Annotated in this window: 16 protein-coding genes; 5 read left to right on the top strand and 11 right to left on the bottom strand. The window is 71.9% G+C overall.

What is annotated here, in order from left to right:
• Positions 1–177 precede the first annotated feature (177 nt).
• From NE234_RS40035 to NE234_RS40020, 4 genes are all read left to right on the top strand, one after another.
• Entirely contained in the window at positions 178–1,326 is a 1,149-nt protein-coding gene (locus tag NE234_RS40035) for a carbohydrate-binding protein (RefSeq protein WP_252786351.1), read from the top strand.
• Between the two features lie 368 nt (positions 1,327–1,694).
• Positions 1,695–1,898, top strand: a complete 204-nt coding sequence (locus tag NE234_RS40030) for a cold-shock protein (RefSeq protein WP_252786350.1) — start codon at positions 1,695–1,697, stop codon at positions 1,896–1,898.
• Between the two features lie 342 nt (positions 1,899–2,240).
• Positions 2,241–3,653 carry a DEAD/DEAH box helicase gene (locus tag NE234_RS40025; protein WP_252786349.1) on the top strand — a complete coding sequence of 471 codons (1,413 nt, stop codon included), beginning with the start codon at positions 2,241–2,243 and terminating at the stop codon, positions 3,651–3,653.
• Positions 3,654–3,854: 201 nt separating this feature from the next.
• On the top strand, positions 3,855–4,106 hold the full coding sequence (locus NE234_RS40020) for a hypothetical protein (protein WP_252786347.1): 252 nt from the start codon (positions 3,855–3,857) through the stop codon (positions 4,104–4,106).
• Positions 4,107–4,202: 96 nt separating this feature from the next.
• Here NE234_RS40020 and NE234_RS40015 read toward each other — a convergent pair whose 3' ends face one another.
• The 10 genes from NE234_RS40015 to NE234_RS39970 all read right to left on the bottom strand — a co-directional run bounded on the left by NE234_RS40015 (position 4,203) and on the right by NE234_RS39970 (position 14,554).
• Positions 4,203–5,150, bottom strand: a complete 948-nt coding sequence (locus NE234_RS40015; RefSeq protein WP_252786345.1) for a sugar kinase — start codon at positions 5,148–5,150, stop codon at positions 4,203–4,205.
• A complete protein-coding gene (locus NE234_RS40010; protein WP_252786344.1) occupies positions 5,147–5,785 on the bottom strand; it encodes a bifunctional 4-hydroxy-2-oxoglutarate aldolase/2-dehydro-3-deoxy-phosphogluconate aldolase in 639 nt (212 codons plus the stop codon). Before NE234_RS40010 ends, NE234_RS40015 begins: the two co-directional genes overlap by 4 nt.
• Complete coding sequence (dgoD, locus tag NE234_RS40005) at positions 5,779–6,924, bottom strand: galactonate dehydratase (protein ID WP_252786342.1); 1,146 nt, start codon at positions 6,922–6,924, stop codon at positions 5,779–5,781. The genes NE234_RS40010 and dgoD overlap by 7 nt, the downstream gene beginning before the upstream one ends.
• A complete protein-coding gene (locus NE234_RS40000) occupies positions 6,914–7,693 on the bottom strand; it encodes a FadR/GntR family transcriptional regulator (protein ID WP_252786338.1) in 780 nt (259 codons plus the stop codon). Before NE234_RS40000 ends, dgoD begins: the two co-directional genes overlap by 11 nt.
• A 64-nt stretch (positions 7,694–7,757) precedes the next feature.
• Entirely contained in the window at positions 7,758–8,513 is a 756-nt protein-coding gene (locus NE234_RS39995; protein WP_252786336.1) for an SDR family NAD(P)-dependent oxidoreductase, read from the bottom strand.
• Positions 8,510–9,808 (bottom strand): DUF4380 domain-containing protein, encoded by a 1,299-nt coding sequence (locus tag NE234_RS39990; RefSeq protein WP_252786334.1) that lies wholly within the window; start codon positions 9,806–9,808, stop codon positions 8,510–8,512. The genes NE234_RS39995 and NE234_RS39990 overlap by 4 nt, the downstream gene beginning before the upstream one ends.
• Complete coding sequence (locus NE234_RS39985) at positions 9,801–10,880, bottom strand: zinc-dependent alcohol dehydrogenase family protein (protein ID WP_252786332.1); 1,080 nt, start codon at positions 10,878–10,880, stop codon at positions 9,801–9,803. Before NE234_RS39985 ends, NE234_RS39990 begins: the two co-directional genes overlap by 8 nt.
• 37 nt (positions 10,881–10,917) lie before the next feature.
• Positions 10,918–11,925 (bottom strand): ABC transporter permease, encoded by a 1,008-nt coding sequence (locus NE234_RS39980; RefSeq protein WP_252786330.1) that lies wholly within the window; start codon positions 11,923–11,925, stop codon positions 10,918–10,920.
• Complete coding sequence (locus NE234_RS39975; protein ID WP_252786328.1) at positions 11,922–13,493, bottom strand: sugar ABC transporter ATP-binding protein; 1,572 nt, start codon at positions 13,491–13,493, stop codon at positions 11,922–11,924. The genes NE234_RS39980 and NE234_RS39975 overlap by 4 nt, the downstream gene beginning before the upstream one ends.
• Before the next feature lie 26 nt (positions 13,494–13,519).
• The gene (locus NE234_RS39970; protein WP_252786326.1) at positions 13,520–14,554 is read right to left on the bottom strand and encodes a substrate-binding domain-containing protein; all 1,035 of its coding nucleotides are present in this window, start codon (positions 14,552–14,554) and stop codon (positions 13,520–13,522) included.
• Positions 14,555–14,672: 118 nt separating this feature from the next.
• Here NE234_RS39970 and NE234_RS39965 point away from each other — a divergent pair, with 118 nt between their 5' ends.
• On the top strand, positions 14,673–15,524 hold the full coding sequence (locus NE234_RS39965) for an SMP-30/gluconolactonase/LRE family protein (protein ID WP_252786324.1): 852 nt from the start codon (positions 14,673–14,675) through the stop codon (positions 15,522–15,524).
• An 81-nt stretch (positions 15,525–15,605) separates the two neighbouring features.
• Here NE234_RS39965 and NE234_RS39960 read toward each other — a convergent pair whose 3' ends face one another.
• A complete protein-coding gene (locus NE234_RS39960; protein ID WP_252786322.1) occupies positions 15,606–16,475 on the bottom strand; it encodes a COG4705 family protein in 870 nt (289 codons plus the stop codon).
• Positions 16,476–16,552: the final 77 nt, after the last annotated feature.

Raw genomic sequence — 16,552 nt, 5'->3', positions numbered from 1 at the left:
AAGAACAGATCAAGGAAGCACACGTGGACGTCAGAACCCGACCGGGCGGCAGCACCGGCGACGTGTGGCCCTTCTCCTGACCCGACCCCTGTCCGGAGGCGCCGGCACGGCGAGATCCGCCGGCACCTCACTTCATCACCCCGTTTGATCCGCTCTGTCACATTGAGGAGACAACAGTTGAGCGACCTGAAGGAGAACGAACGCCGGCGCCAGGAACGCGCCGAGCTCGTCAACGCCTTCACCCGAACGGCCTGGCAGCCGAGTTCGCGGCCGCAGCTGGGCCCGCGGGTCCTGGCGGGCGGGGCCGCGTTGATCGTGGTCGCCGGAGCGGCCTTCGGCCTCGGCGCGATGGCCTCGTACCACCACAAGCAGGATGCCTCCGAGCACACGCGTCAGCTGGCCCTGGCCGCGCAGAACGGCCGTGCGAACCCGTCCGTGCAGGCGCCGGGGTCCGCCATCGGCGTCACGATCAGTCCGGGAGCGCCGACCCCGGGCTCATCGGCTCCGGGTAACGCCGCCGGGCAGCCCGTCGTCCCGGGAAGGATCGCGCCGCGCACGAAGGGGCCGAATGGCAAGACGACACCGCCCGTGTCCGCCCAGCCCCAGGTGACCGGCGGGCAGCAGGTCCCGGCCTCGCCGCCGGCCGGCGTCAACGCGGCCGCCGCCGGCGGCACGGTTCACACCCAGAAGAAGGCGGGCGCGGCGCGATCCGCGTCTCCGAGGCGGATGACTCCCGCCGAGGTGGCGGCGCAGCAGGGCGGCGAGACGGCGCCCTACATCGTGCCGGTGACGCCGACGGCATCACCGGCAGCGACGGCGACACCCTCGCCGACCCGCCGCTTCGTCCGGAGCGTGCGGCCGACCAAGAGCCCCACGTCCGGATCCTCTGGCGATAAGGCGCCCGCGAGGGGCGGACGCAGCGCCTACAGCACGATCCAGGCCGAGTCGTTCGCCCGGCGGTCGAAGCACCTGAGCACCGAGAACTCGAAAGACATCGGCGGCGGCCGGAACATCGCCTCGGCGGCCAGCGGTGACTGGGCGCTGTACAAGAGGATCGACTTCGGGTCCACGCCCGCGACGCAGCTCTACGCCCGCATCGCGACCGACAAGCCCGAGGGATACGGGCGGGTCGAGGTGGTGCTGGACGATCCGGGAAGCGCGCCCATCGCCACCCTCTACACCGTCAACACCGGGGGATGGCAGAACTGGTCGACGGTCTCGGTCGGCGCGAGCGGGGTCACGGGAGTGCACAACGTGTACCTGAGGTTCAAGAGCGACCAGATCTGGGACTTCATCAACATCAACTGGTTCTGCTTCGGCCACTGACGTCGAGCCGGTGGTGAGGGAACGAGTCGTTGAGGGGCGGGGCACGCCGCCTCCGTCCTGAACGCAGGGTGGTCCCCGGATCGTCGTCCGGGGACCACTGGCCGTGACCGAGACCACGATGGTGTGCAGGTCCTCGATGGAACAGGAGGACGGCCGGAGGCGCGGAGGCGGCCGGCCAGGTTGCTCGCTTCGTCTGTCGGTGGTAGTGTGACAGAGTTGCAGTTGTGGTTCCCATAGACTTTATGTGCGCCTGCTGGTTCTAACCTCAGGCGCATTTTTGTTGCACCGGAGTCATCCGGGTGGGGTCATTACGGCGACGCGAGGCTCGCAAGGTGCGGGCTCCGTCAAGACCCCGGAAGGAAACAGATATGGCTACCGGCACCGTGAAGTGGTTCAACGCGGAAAAGGGCTTCGGCTTCATCGAGCAGGACGGCGGCGGCTCCGACGTCTTCGCCCACTACTCCAACATCGCGGCTCAGGGCTTCCGTGAGCTGCAGGAGGGCCAGAAGGTCCAGTTCGACATCACGCAGGGCCAGAAGGGCCTCCAGGCGGAGAACATCGTTCCCGCCTGAGATGACGCGGTGTGTCGCAGGGCCCGTACGTAATGGTTCGGGCCCTGCTCACCGGTCTCGATTTCTTCTTTTCCCACGGTAACGACGGTTGCCGTTCCAGGGCGCGGCCCTTTGGCGGAGATCCGCCGCCCGGCCCCCTGTCCCCGGCCGCCGGCCGGTGTGCAGCACGATCTGAGTTCGGCCCTCAGCCGCCCTTCCGCGAGGGGCATCGGCCGTCTTGACGCCCGCGCCTCTTCGGCTTCGGCGCTGTTTCGCGGCTCACTTTGGTTCGTTCTTGCGATTGCTTCAGGCCAGGGGCTGAGGAGCCTTCCTCGAAACGTGCCGCTTTCAGGAAGGTTCAGCATGACCCATCACACCCGTCCGTCCCACAGTCGCTCCCCGCACTCCCGTACCGGGGCTCCGCGCCGACCGGCCGCCCGGCAGAGCGACTTCGCGCGCACCGTGAGCTCGACGCCGCCCCTCCCCCCGGTCGCGTCGTTCGCCGAGCTGGAGATGCCGGCGGCCCTGCTGTCCACTTTGGCCCGGCAAGGCGTGACGGAACCGTTCCCCATCCAGGCCGCGACCCTTCCGGACGCCCTGAACGGCCGCGATGTCCTCGGCCGTGGCCGTACCGGCTCCGGAAAGACCCTCGCGTTCGGCCTGGCGATGCTCGCTCGAAGCGCCGGTCGGCGCGCTGAGCCGCGTAAGCCGCTGGCCTTGGTGCTCGTTCCCACCCGGGAACTGGCCCAGCAGGTCACCGAAGCCCTCACCCCCTACGCCAGGTCCGTCGACCTTCGATCGGCCACCGTCGTCGGGGGCGTGTCGATCTCACGGCAGGCCGCCGCCCTCAACCGGGGCGCGGAGATCCTGGTCGCCACTCCGGGGCGGCTCGCGGATCTGATCAACCGAGGCGCCTGCCGTCTGGACCACGTACGCGTCACCGTCTTGGACGAGGCGGATCAAATGGCCGACATGGGTTTCCTGCCGCAGGTCACCGCGCTGCTGGAGCAGGTGGCCCCGGGAGGCCAGCGGATGTTGTTCTCCGCGACCCTCGACCGCAACGTCGACCGTCTGGTCCGCCGCTTCCTCACCGATCCGGTGACCCACTCGGTCGACCCGTCGGCGGGGGCGGTGACCACCATGGAGCACCACCTGCTGCACGTCACGGAGGCGGACAAGCACGACACGACCGCACACATCGCCGCCCGCGATGGCCGCGTCATCATGTTCGTCGACATGAAGCACGCCGCGGACCGGCTGACCCGCAAGCTCCTCAGCGGAGGTGTACGCGCCGCGGCGCTGCACGGCGGCAAGTCCCAGCCGCAGCGTAATCGCACGCTGGAGCAGTTCCGCACCGGAGACGTCACCGTCCTGGTCGCCACCAACGTCGCCGCGCGCGGCATCCACATCGACGGACTGGATCTGGTCGTCAACGTCGATCCGCCCAACGACCACAAGGACTACCTGCACCGGGGCGGCCGCACCGCCCGCGCCGGCGAATCCGGCACCGTGGTCACCTTGGTCCTGCCCGGCCAGCGCCGCGACATGGACCGGCTGATGGCCACCGCCGGCATCACGCCGCAGTCCACGCGTGTGCGGTCCGGCGATGCCGAACTCAGTCGCATCACCGGTGCCCGCACGCCCTCCGGCATCCCCGTGACGCTTCCCTCTCCGGCCCCCACGGGCTCCCGAAACGGCGACTCTGCGCCGGGCCGCCGCCGCCCGCGGAACCGCCGCTCCCCGCGCCCCGCGGCGATGCGCACGGCCGGCGCGTGAAGCGGGCGTCGTTGTCCTGACCCGGTGTGCCGCCGCCACGTCACCGAGGTGGCGGCCGCCACGGCCGCGCGACATTTCCCATGCACTTTTCTGTGCGTCGGCTCCTGCGCGAGGGCGTGGGCCCCGTCCATGCGGTCTCACCACGGTCCCCGGCCGCGTCCCAGGTCATAGACTGTGCTCAGAGGCGACTGCGGGGTTGAGATGCCTGTTTCCAAGCCCATGACCGAGCTTCATCTGCGGGTGGTGGGACAGACGACGGATTGGAAGCTGCTACTCCACGACGAGCCCCCTACGGAAGATCAGCTGGTGGGCTGGATGCAGGATGGAGCGGTGGCGCGGCTGTTGGTCGCCGAGCAGGGGAGCAATCAGCCTCACGTGCTGCTCGTCAACTTCTCCCTCGTCGTCTCCGCCCGCGTTGTCGCCACGGTCCGAGGAAGAGGCGTCACTTTCTGACTCGAGGTCGTGGTCGCTCTCAAGCGGGCCGAGAGGCAAGCGCGCGGGAACGATCGAGCGAATGCGGCACAGGTGAGAGTGCTGACGATGTGCTCGTCACCGCTGGGCGGTGCCGGCCTCGAGGTCGAGCAGGGCCAGGTCGGCGCGGGTCGGCAGGCCCTCCCAGTCGCCGGCCGAGGCCACGGCGAACGCCCCGCAGGCGACCGCCCGCTCGAGCCGGGCGGACACGTCGAGGTCGTCGAGCGTCGCGGACAGCAGCCCCGCGACGAACGCGTCGCCCGCGCCGATCGTGTCGGCGACCTGCACCGTACGGGCCGGGCGGTCGACCCGGCCGCCGGCGCCGTACAGTGACGCGCCGCGCGCTCCGCGCTTGACGACGACCTCGGCGACGCCGGCGTCGAGCAGCGCGGCGACCCGGTCCTCCTCGGTACGGGCGCCGGCCGGCGCCGCCAGGTGCAGTTCGTCCTCAGAGGCGATCAGCAGGCGCGTCCGGGGCGCCAGCCGGCGCAGGCACTCCGCGGCCGCGTCCTCCGTCCACAGCCGGCGCCGGAAGTTCACATCGAGGCTGACCGGTACGCCGGTGTCGCGCGCCCGGGCGACGGCGGCGTCGACGGCTCCCCGTGCCGGCTCGCCGAGCGCGGGCGTGATCCCGGTCAGGTGCACCCAGGACGGCGGTACGCGGAAGCCGGCCGCGACGTCCTCGGCGGACACGGTCGAGCCGGCGGACCCGGAGCGGTGGTAGATGACGCTGCTCAGGTCGCCGATGCGGCGTTCGACGACCATCACACCCGTCGGGCGGTCCGGATCGACGCGGGCCGCCTCCAGCGTGACGCCCTCGGCGCGCAGCGTCCGGAGTACGAGCGTGCCGAGCTCGTCGGCGCCGACGACGCCCACCCAGCCGGCGCCGTGGCCGAGCCGGGCGAGGCCGATGGCGACGTTGCTCTCCGCGCCCGCGATCGACAGCGACATCGGCCCGCCGAGCCGCAGGGGCGCGCCCGCCCGCATCGAGGCCATGGTCTCGCCGACGGTGAGGACGTCGGTCATGGGCGGCGCGCCTCGTCGACGGCGGTGCGGAAGCGCGCCGCCCGCGCGGCGAGCGCCGTCAGGTCCCCGCCGTGCGGCGCGTCGCCGAGCAGGGGCGACCCGGCGCCCACGGCGATCGCCCCGCAGGACAGGTACTCCCGCGCGGTGTCCAGGTCGACCCCGCCGACCGGTACGACGTCGGTGTGCGGCAACGGGTCGCGCAGTGCGCGCAGGTACGACGGGCCGTACGTCGACGCGGGGAACAGCTTGACGATGTGGCCGGCCTGGTCCGCCGCGATCACCTCGCTCGGGGTGAGGCATCCCGCGAGGACCGGCAGGCCGAGCCGGGCCGCCTCGGCGACGCCGGGCGAGGCGCCGGGCGTGACGACGAACGCGGCGCCGGCGTCCTGGACGCGGCGGGCGTCGGCCGCGGTGAGCACGGTTCCGGCGCCGAGGGTGATCCCGAGCCCGGCGGCCGCCAGCCGCTCGATGACCTTCACGGCGTCAGTGCTGGTGAGGGACACCTCGACCAGCCGGATACCTGCATCGGCGAGCACCTGGACCGAGGCGAAGCACGCCTCGGGGTCGGTGCCGCGGACGATCGCCAGCAGCCCGTCGCGCCGGAGCAGCGATCGGAATTCGTCGGTGGCTACCATGCGGTGAACGCTCCGTCCTTGTCGCGCCAGATCGGGTTGCGCCAGGCGTGGCCGTTCTCGTCGGCACGCCGGACGCTCGCCTCGTCGATCTCGACGCCGAGGCCGGGACCGGTGGGCAGCGACGCGTAACCGCCCGTGAAGTCGAACGGGCTGCGGTCGGTGACGTAGTCGAGCAGGTCGGCGCCCTGGTTGTAGTGGATGCCGGCGCTCTGCTCCTGGATCAGGAAGTTCGGCGTCGTGAACGCCACCTGCAGGCTCGCCGCCAGCGCGATCGGCCCGAGCGGGCAGTGCGGGGCGAGCAGCACGTCGAACGTCTCGGCCAGGGCCGCGATCCGGCGGACCTCGGTGATGCCGCCGGCGTGCGACAGGTCCGGCTGCGCCACCGCGATGCCCGCCTGGAGCGGCCCCAGGAACTCCGACCGCGAGTAGAGCCGCTCCCCGCACGCGACGGGCACGCTGCTGGACGCGACGACCTCGGCGAGCCGCCCGCCGTGCTCGGGCAGCACGGGCTCCTCGACGAACAGCGGGTGCAACGGCTCGAGCGCGACGAGCAGCCGCTTGGCGTCGGCGACGCTGACCCGGCCGTGGAAGTCCAGGGCCATGTCGCGCTCCGGCCCGAGGACCGCGCGGACCGTCTCCGCGCGCTCGATCACCGCCCGGGTGTCGGCCGGCGAGGCCGCGGACGGGAACCGGCCGGAGGCGTTCATCTTGACCGCGGTGAAGCCGTGCTCGATCTGTTCCTGGACCGCGTCGCGGAGCTCCGCGGGCTCGTCGCCGCCGACCCAGGAGTACATCCGGACCCGGTCGCGGACATGACCGCCGAGCAGGGCGTGCACCGGCAGGCCGAGCGACTTCCCGGCGATGTCCCACAGGGCCTGGTCCAGCCCGGCCACCGCGCTGGAGAGCTCAGGGCCGCCGTGGTAGAAGCCGCCCTTGGTCATCACCTGCCAGTGGTCCTGGATGCGCATGGGATCGCGGCCGACCAGGTACTCCGCGAAGAGCTCCACCGCGGTGCGGACGACCTCCGCGCGCCCCTCGACGACGGGCTCGCCCCAGCCGACGAGGCCGTCGTCGGTCTCGACGCGGCAGAACAGCCACCGAGGCGGGACGAGGAAGGTCTCGATCCGGTCAATCTTCACGCGGCACCCTCCCGTGCTGTCGCGATGCCGCGGCCCGCTGCGAGTCGACCTGCGCCTTGGTCAGCAGGTCCCGTACGGCCCGCTCGGCCGCGACGGGGTCACCGGCGCGAACCGCCTCCAGCACCGCCGTGTGGCTGGGGATCGCGTCGTCGATGTGGCCGGCCGCATGCACGATCTGGTCACGTCGGGCGAGGCCGACCTCCAGCACGATCTCCATCTGTTCCAGTAGTTCGTTCTGCGCCGCGACCAGCAGCGCCCGGTGGAAGGCCAGGTCCGCGGAGACCGCCTGCTCGGGGCCGTCGGCCGCCACCATCGCGTTCAGCGCGCGCTCCAGCCGTTCGAGGTCGGCGTCGGTGCGGCGTTCGGCGGCGAGCCGCGCCGCCGCCGGCTCGATGATCTCGCGCACCTCGTCGAGCTGCGCCAGGAACCGGTGGTCGACGCCGTCGGCGAACCGCCACCGGATGACGTCCGCGTCCAGCATGTGCCAGTTGGCGCGCGGCTGGACGAACGTGCCCCGCTTCTGCCGCGCGTACACGAGTCCCTTTGCGCCCAGCACTTTCAACGCCTCCCGCACCGCCGTCAGGCTGATGTCGAGTTCTTCCTCGAGCGCGTTGACGTTGATGGTGGCGCCTTCGGGCAGCTCGCCGCTCACGATGCGATGGCCGATGATCTCGACGACCTCGGCGTGCACTCCACGACGGCGGCTCATCGAGGCGCGGGTCGATGACCCGTCGTCCGGCTCGGACGCCGGCTCGACCCGGGCGCTCATGCGCCCTCCTTCGTCGGAGGAGTGACCAGAGGCGCTGTGCTCACGATTCGCTCGCTCCGCTCACTCATGCCGAGTCCTTCACGATGCTCCAGCCGCCGTCGACGGTCAGGGTCGTACCGGTGACGAAGGCGGCCCGGGTGGACGCCAGGAACCCGATCGCCTCGGCGACCTCCTCGGGCCGTCCGAACCGGCGCAGGACGGTGGCCTCGATGCTCGCCTGACGGTCCGGTTCGGAGACCCGGTCCCACGCCTGGGTCAGGATCGGGCCGGGCAGTACGCAGTTGACCCGCACCTCGGGCCCGTACTCGACCGCGAGCTGCCGGGTGAGCGCGGTGAGCCCGCCCTTGGCCGCCGCGTAGGCGGGGTGGCCGGGCAGGCCGACGACGGCGTGCACCGAGGAGACGACGACGACATTGCCGCGCCTCTCGCGCAGGCACGGCAGGCAGGCCCGGACGCCGAGGAAGGTCCCGGTCAGGTTCACGGCGAGCTGCCGGTCCCACGACGCCAGGCTCATCCGGTCCGCGGGTGCCACCTCGACGGTGGCCGCGTTGCTGACCAGGACGTCGAGACCGCCGAACCGGTCGGCCGCGAGGTCGGCGACCCGCTGCCAGTCGGCCTCCGAGGCGGCGTCGGCGGCGATGTGGGCGGCGGTGCCGCCGGCGGCGGCGATCTCGGCGACGACCTGTTCACCGCGCGGATCGATGTCGCACACCAGCACCGCCGCACCCTGCGCGGCGACGTGCCGGGCGGTCGCCGCTCCGATGCCGGCGGCCGCGCCGGTCACGGCGACGACGCGCCGGTCGAAATCCGAAGCTGTCACGATGAGGTACTCCCAGAGTCTCGCAGCGTCGGCCTGATCATCGCAGTATCGAGTGCCGACGCGGGGCCGTCCGGACGCGCCACCCGGAGCTCGACGGCGTGCGCTCCGGCCGGGGCCGCGAGGCGCACGTCGAGCGACAGCTCCTCACCGGCACGGGCGGTCGCGACGGGATGCTCGGCGAGCGGCCGGCCGTCGGCGCCGAGGAGCCGGCAGACCACGTCGCCGTCGGCGAAGGCGGCGAAGTCACCGGTGAGCCGCAGGCCGTTGCCGGTGTCCTCCGCGGTGAGCCCGCGCAGCACGACGCCGGCCGGGCGGACGCGGCGCGGCGTACCGGCGCCGCGGCACACCGACAGACGTACCGTCAGCTCGGTGTGCTCGCCGGGCGCGAGGTCCGCGAGCCGGCCCACCACCTCGCTCTCCAGGATCCGGGCGGTGGGGCGCAGGCCGCCGAGCGACTCGATGCCCCGCTCCTGCGGGCACTCCAGCCACACCTCGGCGCGCGCCCCCTCGTCGGGGTACCGCCCCGCCGGGTCGACGGCGAAGTGCTGGGTGACGGTGTGCCCGTCACGGACCGTGGCGAGCCAGCCGGACGCCCCGGGCAGCGCCAGCTTCCCGACGACGTCCTGACCGGCGACGTGGGCGACGCCCGCGTCGACCGTCCACGTCGGCAGGCCGGTGCCGGCGAGCAGCCCGCGCACCGGTACCGCGCCGTCGTCCACCCCGGCGAACCAGCCGTCGCCGGTGCCGGCCTCCGGTCCCGGCAACTGGAGCACGTTCCACGGCGCCCAGCGCACCGGGCGGTCACCGGTGTTGACCAGCCGGTGGGTGACCGTGACCGTGCTGGTGCCGGTCTCGACGTCGACCTCGCGTACGACGGTCAGCCCGCTGCGTAGATCGGCGCCGCTGGTCATGGTGAGCCGTGCGCGCTCGCCGTACTCGGCGACCGTCCAGTCGTAGGGGCCCGAGTCCAGTACGGGGTCGGGCGGGCCGGCCCACTGCCCGGGACCGTCCCAGCCCTGCGGGGCCGGCCAGGTCTTGTCGCCGCCGTAGTTGCGCCAGGTGGCCATCGTGCCGTCGGGCTCCGGGCCGTGGTCGGGGCGGCGGTGCAGGCGTTCGTCGAGCAGCGCGTCGTTGCGGTAGAGCGTCTCGTGGCCGGCGAGGCGGAGCGCGAGGATGCGCCCGCCCAGCGCGGGTACGGCGCCGACCTCGATCGCTCCGGCGCGCAGCCAGACGACCTCGTCGGGCCCGGACCTGTCGACGGCGACCTCGACGGACCCGGATGGGACGTCAGTCATGAGCCTGGTACCCCGGGATCAGCACGACCTTGCCCCGGCTCTCTCCCGCCGCGAGCCGGTACGCGTCGTCGGCCCGGTCGAGGTCGAAGCGGTCGCTGACGACCGCCTCCGGGCGCAGGCCCCAGCGCACCAGGTCGGCGGTGATCCGCTCCATCCCCTGCACCGAGGTGACCCACGACGCGTACAGCGTGAGCTGCTTGTGCAGCAGGGCGTCGGACACCTCGGTCTCCAGCGTCCCGCCCTCACCGACCAGCGACACCCGGCCCCACTCGGCCGCCGACTCGATCGCGGTGCTGCGGCCGGCCCGGCTGCCCGAGCAGTCGATGACGGCCTGGGCGCCGACTCCGGAGGTCGCCTGGGCGACCGCCTCGGCGGCGTCGTCCGGGTGGGCGGTCGCGTCGAACAGGTCCAGGCCGTCGGCCCAGCCGCGCCGTACGGCGCTGGGCTCGACGCCGATGACACGCCGCGCGCCCATGCCCCGGGCGATCATCGCCGCCGCCAGGCCGACCGGGCCGAGACCCACCACGACCACGTCGTCGGCACCGGTGACGCCCAGCCGGTGCAGCCCCTCGTACGCGGTGCCGAAGCCACAGGCGATCAGCGCGCCGTCGACGAACGACAGCTCGTCCGGAAGCGCGATCGCGGTGCGTTCGTCCACGAGGATGTAGTCGGCGTGGCCGCCGTCGCGCTGCCAGCCGTAGGCCGCGCGGGCCGCTCCGGTGCAGCTGATCATCCAGCCGCCCCGGCAGTTGTGGCACACCCCGCACCCGACGATGTGGTACGCCAGGACCCGGTCGCCGGCGCCGAAGCGCCGCGTCTGCGGGCCGGCGGCGACGACGGTCCCGGCCGGCTCGTGCCCGGCCACCACGCCGCGGTACGCCGCGCCCTCCTCACCGCGATGGCCCTTGTAGCCGCGGTAGATGTAGCCGATGTCGCTGCCGCAGATGCCGGACGCGCCGACACGTACCAGCAGCTCGCCCGGGCCCGGCTCGGGGACCTCGACGTCGCGGACGACCGCGGTGGAGTCGCCGGGCAGGTATACGCCGCGCATGCGCTGCGGAATATCGGACACGATCACACCTTCATGTCGATGTCGATGGTGGTTGTCATCAGGAGGTCAATCGGTTGCGGCGGCCGAGCAGGACGTTGACGAGCACGGCGAGCACGATGATCACGCCGCGTACGACGTCCTGGAGGAACTGGTTGACGCCCAGCAGGACCAGGCCGTTGCCGATCAGCGTGATGAAGATGACGCCCAGAGCGGTGGCCAGGATCGAGCCCGAACCACCGGCCAGCGCCGTGCCGCCGATGACGACCGCCGCGATGACGTCGAACTCCAGGCCCATCGCCGACCCGCCGTTGCCCGAGCCGAGGCGGGCGGCGAGCAGCACACCGGTGATGGCGGCGAGGAGACCGTTCACGGCGAACAGCGAGATCCGGATCCGCTTGACCGGGATGCCGGCCAGCTCGGCGGCGCGGGGGTTGCCGCCCAGCGCGTAGACCGCCCGGCCGTACGGCGTCTTCAACGCGATGAGGAGGAAGACGACCAGAAGCAGGATCATCACCACGGCCGGGGTCGGCACCCCGGCGATCGATCCGGCCAGGAAGTCGAAGAACCCCGAGTTCGGCAGCGGGACCGGCAGCGCGTTGCTGATGAACTGGGCGAGGCCGCGCAGGGCGCTGTACACGCCCAGCGTGGCGATGAAGGACGGCACGTTGAACCGCGCCCGCAGGAAGCCGGCGAACGCGCCGATCGCGGTGCCGATCAGCAGCGTCACGACGACGGCCAGCGGCACCCCGAGCCCCCAGCCCGTGGCGCCCTTGGCCACCATGACCGACCCGAACGCCACCGCCGGGCCGATCGAGATGTCGATGTCACCGGCGATGATGACCAGGGTCATGCCCCAGGCGGCGATCCCGATCTGGGCGGCGTCGCGCAGGATGCCCAGCTGGTTGCCGCTGGTGAGGAAGCCGCCCGCCTTCGCGCCCAGCACGATGTACAGCAGGATGATGGCGGCGAGCAGGCCGAGCTCATTGACGCCCCGGCTGAGGCTCAGCCGGCGTACCTGCCGCTGCGCCTCGGCGGGCGCCGTCTGCGTCTGCGCGGTCGAACTCACATTGACTCCCCGGTGGTGGACGCGGCCGCGCTCCCGGTTCCATCGGCCAGGGTGGCGGCGAAGATTGCCGATTCGGTGATGTCGGCGCCGGTCAGCTCCGCGGCGATCGCACCGTCGCGCAGCACGACGACGCGGCTGCAGACCAGCGGCAGTTCCTCGAGCTCGTTCGAGACGAACACGATGCTGACGCCGTCGCCGGCCAGTTCGCGCACCAGGTCGTAGATCTGGGCCTTGGCCTGCACGTCGACGCCGCGGGTCGGCTCGTCGAGCAGCAGGACGCGACTGCCGCGGTGCAGCCACCGGGCGATCACGGCCTTCTGCTGGTTGCCGCCCGACAGCGCGCCGATCGGCACGCCGACGTCCGGGGTGCGGACCGACAGCGCGGAGACCAGCTTCGCGGCCGCCGCCCGCTGACGCCGGCCGGACAGCAGCGGTCCCCGGCGCACCGAGCGGCGATCGGCGAGGACGATGTTCTCGTCGACGCCGAGCAGCGGGACGATGCCGTCGGTCTTGCGCTCCTCCGGGGTGAACCCGACCCCGCGGCGGATCATGTCCCGGACCGACCAGCGGCGAAGCTCCTCACCGAAGACCGTGAGGGTGCCGGACGCGGGCGGCAGGAGACCGGCGATCGACCGGAGCAGCTCACTGCGGCCCGATCCCAGCACGCCGGCGATGCCGAGGATCTCGCCCTCATGCAGGTCGAAGGTGACCTCGCGCACCTTGGGCGGCACCGCGAGTTCGCGCACCGACAGCACGACGGGCCGGTCCGTCGCCGGCGCGGACGTGTGGCGGGCCGTCGCCTCGGTGGCGCCCGCGGCGTCGCCGAGCATCAGCGACACGATGTCGTCGCTGCTGGCGCCCTTCGTACCGACGGTCTCGACGAGACGGCCGTCGCGCATGACCGACGCGGAGTCCGCGATCTGCCTGATCTCGTTCAGCCGGTGGCTGACGTAGATGATGGCCACGCCCGACGCGGCGATCCGGGTCACCGCCTGCAGCACCACGTCGACCGCGGCGGCGGCCAGCGAGCTGGTCGGCTCGTCGAGGATCAGCAGCTTCGGCGATCCGCGGAGCGCCCGGGCGATCTCCACCATCTGCTGCTCGGCCACGGGCAGCGCGCCCACGGGCATGCCCGGGTCGACCCGTACGCCGAGCTCGGCCAGCGCGGCGTCCGCGGCGTCCTTCATGTGCGCGGTCCGCACGAGACCGCCCCGGCCGGTCGGCAGCGCGCCGAGGTGGTAGTTCTCGGCCACACTGAGCTGCGGGATGAGGCTGAGCTCCTGGTACACGGTGGCGACGCCGAGCTGGCTCGCCTCGCGGCTGCCGCCGCCGGTGAGCACCGTGCCGGCGATCTCGACCGTGCCCTCGTCGGCCTTCTCGACCCCGGACAGCAGCCGGATCAGCGTCGACTTGCCGGCGCCGTTCTTGCCGAGCAGCGCGCGCACCTCACCGGGACGCACCTCGAAGTCGACGTGATCGAGCGCGAGGACGCCGGGGTACCGGCGGACCGCCCCCCGGGTCCGGGCCACCGGGTCGGAGCCGTGCTCCGACCCGGCGCCCCGGGCCACAGGTCGATCGTTGATCGGCGCCATGGTTACGGCAGCCCGTCCGCGTGCGCCGTCAGCCACTGCTGCACGGCCGGCTTGTCGTCCGCGGTGTACCCGGTGATCGGGTCGTCCACGGTCTTGCCCAGCGAGTGGTCGCCCTGGAGGACCCGCTGGACCTGCTCCCAGGCCAGCTTGCCGGTGACCTTGCCGGAGATGTCGGTGATGCTCTTGATCACCTTGCCGTCCGCGAGCGCCTTGGCGATGTCGGTGGTCATGTCGCTGCCGAACACGACGACCTTTCCGGCCTTGTTCGCCGACTGGATCGCCTTGTAGGCGCCGTAGGTGGCCCCGCCGGACTCGCCGTAGAACGCGTCGAGGTCCGGGTGGGCCTGCATCTGGTTGGTCGCCACGCTGACGGACTTGTCCTCGGTCGTACCGGCCTGGTTCGACACGAGCTGGTAGCCGGGCACCTTGGCCTTCAGCGCCTCTTCGAAGCCCTGCCGGCGCTGCGTGCACACCTGGACGAACTCGCAGTTGACGACGGCGATCTTGGGGTGCGTGATGCCGGCCTTCAGGAAGTACCGGGCCGCCGCCTCGCCGGTGTTCCTGCCGAAGGCGACCGGGTCGCCCTGGACGTAGGCCGACACGTACTTAGTGAGGTCGGCCTGGTCGATGCAGGTGTTGTAACAGATGACCGGGATGCCGGCCTTGGCCGCGGACCGGATGGCCGGCACCGAGCCGGTCTGGGAACTGGCCGAGATGATCAGGGCGTCCACGCGGGAGCTGACCAGCGTGGAGACGAACGACGCCTCCTTGGACGCGTCGTCGCCGGGGTTGCTCTCGATCAGCTTGAGCTTGGCGCCGGAGGCCGAGGCGGCGGACTTGAAACCGGCCTTGACCCCGCCGTAGAAGCCCTGCGAGTCGAGGAACACCGCGCCGACGCGCAGCGACTTGCCCTTCACCGACCCGCCGGAACCGGAGGAACCGCCGCTCGCCGTGCCACTGCTGCACGCCGAGACGCCGAGTACAAGTGCGGCGGCGGCCGCGACAAGCGCGGCCCAGCGCCGGGGACGTCTATCCAACCCAACCTCCAACACACGACGGAGCCCATCGGCCTGCCGACCACCTCGATCGAGGTGGTCATCAGTGTTAACCTGCGCGATACGGCCCGTCAACATAAATTATGAAAATATCCCGGAGGTGCTGGTGGAGGCCCTGACCGTGACCGCACCCGTCGCCCGGCACGGCGAGGGACCGGTCTGGTGGCCCGACGGCCGCCTGCGATGGGTGGACATGCTGGCCGGCGACGTGCTGAGCCTGGAGCCGGACGGACGGGTCGATCGCCACCACGTCGGCGACGTCGCCGCGGCGCTGCGGCCGCGGATCGGCGGTGGCGCGGTCATCGGGGTCGAGCGCGGCTTCGCGCTGCGCGACCCGGACGGGTCGGTACGGCCGCTGGAGCCGGTCTGGGCCGACCCGGGCGTACGCATGAACGAGGGCGCATGTGCCCCGGACGGCAGCTTCTGGTGCGGGTCGATGGCCTACGACGCCGGCCCCGGGCGCGGCGCGCTGTACCGGCTGGCCCCCGACCTGTCGGTGACCCGTGAGCTGACCGAGGTGACGATCTCGAACGGACTGGACTGGCACCCCGACGGCACCACCGCCTACTACGTGGACACTCCGACGGGTCGCATCGACGTGTTCGACTGGTCGCCCGACGGTGGGCTGACCCGCCGGCGGACCTTCGCGGAGATCGCGCCGGCCGATGGCACCCCGGACGGGCTGACCGTCGACGGTGAGGGCGGCGTCTGGGTCGCGCTGTGGGGTGGCTCGGCCGTACGCCGCTACGCCCCCGACGGCCGGCTCGACGAGGTCGTCACCGTCGCGGCGCGGCAGGTCACCGCCTGCGCCCTGGGCGGCCCGGACGGCGACGAGCTGTTCATCACCACCTCACGCGAGGGCCTGGCGCCCGGTGACGACCCGCTGGCCGGCTGCGTCTTCCACGCGAGGGTCGGCGTCCGAGGACAGGCCGTACGGCGGTTCGCCGGGTGACGCGCGCGCCGATACGAGACGAGCGTGGCCGCTCGGCGCCGAGCGGCCACACGCCCCGGCCCTCTGCCCGTGGTCGGCGGGTCAGGACATGAGGGTGGTCGCCGTGAACGGTCGCCGGCTGTTCCGGATGTGGGCCCAGCCGATGAGCGCGAACAGGACGGCGAGCAGGACGGTGGATGAGCCGGCGGTGCCGAGCGCGAGGCCGCCCTTCGCGGTCGGCTTGGTGAGGAGATCACCGGCCGTGGCGCCGAACGGGCGGGTCAGGACGAAGGCGATCCAGAACAGCAGCACGTTCGGCACCGCGGGCACGTATCTGAGCGCGAGGAGCGCGGCGAGCAACCCGGTGATGAGCAGGACGCCGCCGCCGTAGCCGAGGCCTGAGCTGTCCGACAGGAAGTCGCCCATCGAGGTGCCGAGCGTGTTGGAGACGAGGATCGCCGACCAGAACAGCGTTTCGCCGCGGAAGGTGTCGATGTCGCGGATCGCGAAGGTCAGTCCCGTGAACTTCCAGATGATGAAGACGGCGATCAGGATCGAGACCAGGATCGCGGCGCCGGTCGGGTAGTCCAGGCCGAGCCCCTGGGGCCCCCAGCCGAGCGATTTCGCCCCTTCGGGAAGGTACTTGGTGCTCGCGTCGCGGTTGATGAAGTCCGACGTCGTGGTGCCGACCGTGCTCGTGGACAGGATGACCGTCCAGTAGAACAAGGGGTTGTACCGCTTCGAAGCGAGCTGGATCACCAGCGTGACGAGGAAGATGAGGAACAGGGCGATCGTCGTGAGGAAGTAGCCCAGTTTCAGCGTCTGGGCGAACAGGTCGCCCGCGGTCTCGCCGAGCGTCGTCGCAGCGATCTTCATTATCCAGAAGGCCAGAGTGACCTCTGGCAGCTTCTTCACCGTGTATCGGCCGGCGCCGGCGATGTCGGCTTCGGTGAAGGCTTCCGGCTTCGTCATCCGTTCTCCAGGTTTCGGCTGGTCGGCATGGAGGCGACCGCGCCTCTCCGCAGTCGATCGCCTACTCTCGGATAAAC

The sequence above is a fragment of the Actinoallomurus rhizosphaericola genome (assembly GCF_024055675.1).
Lineage (GTDB): Bacteria > Actinomycetota > Actinomycetes > Streptosporangiales > Streptosporangiaceae > Actinoallomurus > Actinoallomurus soli.
This window is presented reverse-complemented; position numbering and strand designations above follow the sequence as displayed.

Coding starts and splice junctions, on each gene's coding strand:
- NE234_RS40030 (WP_252786350.1), top strand. CDS start 1,695: ATGGCTACCGGCACCGTGAAGTGGTTCAACGCGGAAAAGGGCTTCGGC.
- NE234_RS40025 (WP_252786349.1), top strand. CDS start 2,241: ATGACCCATCACACCCGTCCGTCCCACAGTCGCTCCCCGCACTCCCGT.
- NE234_RS40020 (WP_252786347.1), top strand. CDS start 3,855: ATGCCTGTTTCCAAGCCCATGACCGAGCTTCATCTGCGGGTGGTGGGA.
- NE234_RS40015 (WP_252786345.1), bottom strand. CDS start 5,150: ATGACCGACGTCCTCACCGTCGGCGAGACCATGGCCTCGATGCGGGCG.
- NE234_RS40010 (WP_252786344.1), bottom strand. CDS start 5,785: ATGGTAGCCACCGACGAATTCCGATCGCTGCTCCGGCGCGACGGGCTG.
- NE234_RS40000 (WP_252786338.1), bottom strand. CDS start 7,693: ATGAGCGCCCGGGTCGAGCCGGCGTCCGAGCCGGACGACGGGTCATCG.
- NE234_RS39990 (WP_252786334.1), bottom strand. CDS start 9,808: ATGACTGACGTCCCATCCGGGTCCGTCGAGGTCGCCGTCGACAGGTCC.
- NE234_RS39960 (WP_252786322.1), bottom strand. CDS start 16,475: ATGACGAAGCCGGAAGCCTTCACCGAAGCCGACATCGCCGGCGCCGGC.